Below are 7103 nucleotides of genomic sequence, written 5' to 3' on the forward strand. Positions count from 1 at the left end.
TGTCGGCCAAGCAGTCCGACCCGGATACCAGCCAGCAGTCGCTCACCACCGACTTCTACTGGTGGCCCGCAGGCGGCGCCCGCAGCGAGTCGAACAAGATCGCGCAGTCGTCCGGTAACCCGTCACCGGTGTCCAAGGCGATCCCGGCCGGCCGGCTCGCGGACAACACCACTTACGTCTGGCAGTCGCGTACCTGGGACGGTACCGACCATGGCGCCTGGTCCGGGACGTGTGAGTTCACCGCCGACCTCACACCGCCGGCACCGCCGACAAGTGTGATCTCGACGCAGTACCCGGTTGACGCGCCGACCGTGCCGGGCAGCGGTGGCGTGGGGCTGACCGGTGAGTTCACCGTCGGCGCCCCGAGTACTCGGCCCACGGACATCGTCGCGTACGCCTACACCCTCGATTCCGGAATCCAGGCCAGCGGTGCCCGGACGGTGCCCGCTGAGGCCAATCACTCCGGTGTCATCAAGAACCTCGCTCCGACCCGGGACGGTGTGAACACGCTGCGGGTGTGGAGCAAGGAGAAGTCGGGCCGGTTCTCCGCCACGCCGTTCAGCTACACCTTCAAGGTGAAGACCGGTTCCGGTCCGGCGGCGGCGTGGGTCTTCGATGAGGCGGCCGGTACCACGACGGCCACCGACGACACCGGACACGGCAACACCGCGACCCTGGCCGGCAGCGCTACCCGTGTCGCGGGGCGGTCCAACGTCGGCTCCACGTTGTCGCTCAACGGTACGACGGCGTACGCCTCGCAGGCTGGTGCCCTGCACTACCCGCACCCGGACACCGACGCGGTGACGCCGGTCCGCACCGACTCGAGCTTCACCGTTTCCGCCTGGGTGAAGCTCGCTGCCACCGGTGGCACCGGCCAGCGCACCGTCATCGCGGCCAACGGCACCAGGACGGCGGCCTATTCGCTCGGCTATTCCGGTCCGGACAACAAGTGGCGCTTCGCCATGGCAGGCTCCGACGCCGACAACGCCACCCAGTACGCGGTGCTGTCCAACGCGGCGCCCACCGCCAACAAATGGACCCACCTCGCGGCTACTTACAATGTGTCGACCAAGAAGCTGACGCTCTTCGTCAACGGCGTCGCGCAGACCGCCACCGCGACGCTGACCGGCGGTTTCAACGCAACCTCCGATGTCACTGTCGGGCGCCGGAAGTGGAACGGTGCGTACGACGGCTACTTCACCGGGCAGTTGGACGACCTGGGCGTGTACACCTTCGTCGTACCGGTGGCGGACATCGCCCTGCTGACCATGCCGCTGCCGCCGGTCGTTACCTTCCCGGAGACCACGCCCGCGGAGATCGGCAAAGCCACCAAGGTTCAGCTCAACGCCGCCGGCGACACGAACGTCACCGCGTACAAGTACAGCGCCGGCTCCGCCATCCTGGACAAGACCGCGACCCCGGCAACCGCCGGCGCGATCGCCGACGGCTCGGTGACGCCTACCTCGGCAGGTCCCACCACCGTGTACGCCAAGTCGGTGGGGGCGAACGGCCAGCTCAGCCTCGTCGGTACCGCACAGTTCGAGGTCGCCGGCGGTGCTTCGCTCAGCGGCGTGGTCATCGACTCGGAGACCTTCGAGCTGGTGCCGGGCGCGGTGGTGACACTGCAACCGGGCGGCCTGACCGCGACGACCGGTGACGACGGCGGGTTCACCTTTGCTGGCCTCGTAGCGGGTCAGTTCACGATCACCGCGACGGTGGACGGCCGCTGCGGCCGAATCTTCCGAACCACCCTGTCCCTGGATGGCGATACCTGGCAGGACATGGTGGTCGCCCCGCCGACCGACGATCTGGGCTACACCTGCGACGAGACGACCTCCTCGTTCGCCCCGGCGACCACCGCAGTAACCCTGACCGGTGATGACGCGGTGGCCACCGTAGAGATCCCGTTCGCTTTCCCGTTCTACGGCCAGGCCTACCGCTCCGCCTGGATCGACACCAACGGCGTCCTGTCATTCGTCGACCCGTCCGGTTCGCACCCCGGTGACGGTCTTCCGCTGCCCGGGACGGCCACGCCCGACGGCCTGGTCGCACCGTTCTGGGACGACCTGGTTGTGGACTCCTCGGCTAGCGTGAACACGACCAGCTCCGGCACCGGCACGGCCGCGAAGTTCGTCGTCGAGTGGCGCAACGTGCTACGCAAGGGCACTACAGCCGAGCGACTGTCCTTCGAGGCCGTCCTCGGCGCCGACGGCACGGTGACGTTCAGCTACACCGGGCTGGACAACGACAACGAGCGCGGCGCCAAGGCTGTAGTCGGCATCGAGGCACCGGACGGCGCGGACGGGCTGACGTACGCGGCTGGCGAGGCCGCGCTGGCCACCGACCGATCGGTGATCTTCGACTCGCCGGCCGCGATGGACCTGCCGTCCACCTACTCGATCTCCGGCAAGGTCCTCAGCATGTCAGGCACCGGGATCTCCGGCGCAAAGGTCACGCTCGACCCGACAGGAATGCAAGCCACCACCTCATCCGACGGCACGTACCGCTTCGATGGGCTGATCCCGGACACGTACACGGTCTACTCAGCGCAGAACCAGAAGTGCCCGCAGGTCGCCCAGGAGATCGTCGACCTGACCGCGGACACCGTCCGCGACCTGCGCCGGGCACTGGACTACGGCGGCATGGGCTACGCCTGCGCGCAGGTCACAGGCAGCTTCGTCGCCGCGGCCAACGCGCTCGCGTTGACCGGCGACGAAGGCACAGCCGGGATCACCCTGCCGTTCGCGATGCCGTTCCACGGCCAGACGTACACCTCGGCCACGGTCAGCACCAACGGCTTCCTGACCTTCGGCGCCTCGCTTGGCACCAACACGTATGCGAACCCGACGATGCCGACGCTGGCCGCGCCGAACGCGGTGGTCGCGCCGTTCTGGGACGATCTCGAGATCGACGCCTCGGCGAGCGTGCGCACCGACACCGTCGGCACCGCACCGAACCGCAAGTTCGTGATCGAGTGGCGCAACGCGAAGTTCCGTCCGAGCGGCCCGGACCGGATCACCTTCGAGGCGGTGTTCAGCGAGACCACCGGTGAGATCGCCTTCAACTACGGCACGCTAACCACCACGCTGCAGCAGGGCGCGGCGGCGACGATCGGCATCGAGAACGCCTCCGGCACGGTGGCCCAGCTGTTCTCCTTCCAGGAGGCGCGGGTCAACTCCAACGGCTCGATCACCTTCACCCCGGCAGCACCGGGTGTGATCAGCGGCAGTGTCACGGTCGCAGTCACCGCAGGCCTGGCGGCCGGGCTGACGGTCAGTCTCAGCCCGGGCGGCCGCACCACGACCACCGCCGCCGACGGCACATATCAGTTCACCGGGGTGCCGGTAGGCGAGTACAAGGTCTCAGTGGCCACCGGTGATGCGCGGTGCGCCGGCCGGTACGCGAACGCGACGATCAACCTGCCCGGCGGCACCACCGACGTGGACCTGTCGGTGATGACCGACGGTGACGAATTCGGCTACAAGTGCACCTCCGGCAGCACCGCGTTCATCCCCGGCACGATCACCGAGGACTGGACCGGTGACGAGGTCACCTGGCAGAAGAACCCGCCGTTCCCGGTCAAGCTGTACGGCCAGACGTACACCTCGGCCTGGATCAACTCCAACGGCCTGGTGACCTTCAAGGACCCGCTATTCTTCGGCTGGATCGGCTCCAACCCCAACGAGGTGCCGACCCAGGCGGCCGAGGGTCTGCCGGACGCCGCGGTCTACGCGCACTGGGACGACTGGGTGTTGGACACGCAATCGCACATTGCGACGACCACGACCGGTACGGCACCGAATCGCAAGTGGGTCGTGGAGTGGCGCAACGTCCACCTCTGGGAAGATGTCAATGCCAGAGCCACCTTCGAGGCCGTGTTCTCCGAGAACGGCGAGATCACCATCGCCTACTCGCAGATCCCTGCCGGCTACGCCGTCGCCCGTGGCGCCGGCGCCACGGTGGGCATCGAGAACGCATCCGGCACCGTGGGCTTCCAATACCTGCACAAGCAGGCGCTGCTCGAATCCGGCAAGGGCGTGACCTTTGTACCCGGCCAGCCGGGCGCGGGCGCGGTCAGCGGCACAGTGACCTGCCAGGGCGCCCCTGTGGCCGGGGCCGGCGTGGCGGTGGCCGGCAAGTCGGCCACCACCGCGGCCAACGGCACCTACCGGATCGCCGACGTCCCAGCCGGCGAATACGCGGTGATCGCCACCCAGACAACCGGAGGGTGTGCCGGCTCCACGGTTGACCAGGTAACCGTCGCCACCAACACGGAACCGACGGCCGACTTCACCACCGGCACCACGGCCACGGCCAGCGGCTACACAGTCACAGAGGAACCCGTGACCTGGACCCCGGCCGACACCACCGTGCTACCGATCACCGGCGACGACGCGTACACCTCCGTGAGCCTGCCGTTCCCGGTGACCCACTACGGCAAGACATACACGACAGCCTGGGTAGACAACAACGGACTGCTGGCCTTCACCGACCCGGGCGAGTCGTCCTCGGACGCCTGGCCGATCCCGTCGGTGCGCAACCCCGAAGAGCCGAACAACGCGATCTACCCGTTCTGGCACGACTGGGTCGTCGACGCCAACGCGAGCGTCCGCACAGCGGCCAGAGGCGCCGCACCGCAACGACAGTTTGTCATCGAGTGGCGCAACGTGGCGTCCTATGAGGACCCGAACACCCGCGTCTCATTCCAGCTGATTCTGGATGAGGCCGGCGGCTACCGGTTCGCGTACAACGAGATCGACGGCACGTTCCTCGAACTGGGTGGCGGCGCCACCATCGGCATCGAGAACGAGGACGGCACCGTCGCGATCCAGTACACCTACCGGGCACCCGTCCTACGACCTGGCCTCGGCCTGCACATCACGCCCCCCGTTTCCTGACCGCGCTTACCGGAGCGGGAGGAATCTTCCGGTGAAAGGTGTCCGAGCGAGGCACCTTCCTCACGTTCTGATCGATGCCCCTGCACCACCCTTGGCCATTCCCATTGCCTTCGGAGGCTCCGGTGCCGCCAACTCTGCCCTCGATCGCCGTGGTTGTCACCCGGCGCCGTCCCGCTCACATCACTCGGCGCTTCGCCACCGCGACACTCGCGGCTCTGGTTCTGACGAGCCTGCTGCATGCCCCGGCCCGGGCTGACGCCCGCGCTGAATTTGCACCTCCGGTCGCCAAGGCCGTGCCGAGCGTGCCGGTCGCGCAGGTAAAGGCCAGCAAGCCCGCACGCGGGGAGCCGATGAGCGATGCCCGGGCCAAACCGTCGCCGGTCTGGCCCACCGCCGGCGCGAGTGAGTTGGACGCCCGAAGCGGCCCTGCGGCGGCCCACGTCGGCAACCTGCCGGTGCGGATAGGTGCCGCACCGGCCGCCGGCGGGCGTACCGGGCAGTTCGCCGGCAAGGTCCGCGTTCAAGTCCTGGACCGGGCGGCGACAGCGAAGGCCGGCGTGCGAGGGGTGTTGCTGCGAGTAGAGCGACCCGCTGGCTCGTCCACGGCGGACACCGTCGATCTGACCGTTGAGTACGGCAAATTCCGCACCGCCTACGGTGCGGACTGGGCATCTCGACTGCGTCTGGTTGCCCTGCCCGAGTGCGCACTGACAACCCCGCAGCGGCAGGAATGCGTCGGGCGGCCGCTCCCGTCGCGCAACGACTCGCGGGCCGGAACCGTAGCCGCCGGGGTGCCTGTGGCCGGCCAGACCGCATCGGCGCTCGTCTCGGTGCAGGCGGCGCCGGCCGGGCCGGCGGGCAACTACGGGGCCACTCCGCTACAGCCGTCGGCCACCTGGTCCGCAGGAGGAAACTCCGGCGACTTCGCCTGGTCGTACCCGATGCGGGTTCCCCCTGCCCTGGGCGGTTCCGCACCCCAGGCGGTGCTGTCGTATTCATCGCAGTCGGTGGACGGCCGGCACGCGGCCACCAACAACCAGCCCTCCTGGGCCGGCGAGGGCTTCGACGCCTGGCCCGGTGGATTCATCGAACGCCGATACGAGCTCTGCGCCGACGACATGGGCGGCAACGCCAACAACACCGAGAAGACCGGGGACCAGTGCTGGGCGACGGACAACGCATCGCTCTCCCTGGCGGGACACGCCGGCGAACTGATCTACAACGCGGCCGAGGGCAGATGGCATCTGCGCAGCGACGACGGCACCAAAATTGAACGTCGGACCAACGCGGACAACGGTGACGACGATGGCGAGCACTGGGTGGTCACGACCACCGACGGCGTGCAGTACTGGTTCGGGCTGAACAAGCTGCCAGGCGCCGGCAGCGAGCGCACCCAGTCGGCATGGACGGTGCCCGTCTTCGGCAACAACTCGGGCGAGCCGTGCCACGCGACCGCATTCTCCAACTCCTCCTGCGTCCAGGCGTACCGGTGGAACCTCGACTACGTCGTCGACCTCCGCGCTAACAGCACGTCGTACTGGTACGCCAAGGAGACCAACTCGTACGGCCGTAACAAGAAGTCCGACGACATGGTCCCGTACGTGCGCGGTGGCTATCTGCGGCACATTGCGTACGGCACCCGCCGGGTGGGGGACGCGGACAGTGTGTTCGGCGGGAGCGCGCCCGCTCGAGTGGTCTTCGGGGTCGGCGACCGGTGCCTCTCCACCTGCGGTACCCACGACGAGGCGCACTGGCCGGACACCCCGTGGGACCAGGAGTGCACCGGTTCCACCTGTGATGTGTTCTCGCCGACGTTCTGGTCAACCAAGCGGCTCGCGACCGTCACCACCCAGGTGTGGGGCGGAACGGATTACCGGGACGTGGAGCGATGGTCGCTGACCCACTCCTTCCCGGACCCGGGCGACGGCACCAGAGCAGGGCTGTGGCTGGCCAAGATCTCCCACGACGGACTGGTCGGTACCGACGTGAGCATGCCGGACGTGGAGTTCACCGGCATTCAGTTGGCCAACCGGGTGGACACGATCGACCACTCGCCGGCCATGAACTGGTGGCGGCTCGCGATGGTCCGCAACGAGACCGGCGGCACCATCAACATCACCTACTCGGCGCCGGATTGCGTCGCCGGCTCGCGAATACCCTCGGCGGCGCACACCAACGCCCTGCGGTGTTACCCGGTGCGCTGGA

General features: G+C 68.3%; 1 protein-coding gene and 1 pseudogene. Both read left to right on the forward strand.

The window, feature by feature from the left end; all coding sequences use genetic code 11:
- Nucleotides 1-329 precede the first annotated feature (329 nt).
- Nucleotides 330-4898, forward strand: a complete 4569-nt coding sequence (locus DMB66_RS57430) for a carboxypeptidase regulatory-like domain-containing protein (protein WP_370321421.1) — start codon at nt 330-332, stop codon at nt 4896-4898.
- 350 nt (nt 4899-5248) lie between these two features.
- Nucleotides 5249-7103: pseudogene (locus DMB66_RS57435) on the forward strand (RHS repeat protein); the annotation flags it as partial.

It is taken from the genome of Actinoplanes sp. ATCC 53533, assembly GCF_003947245.1.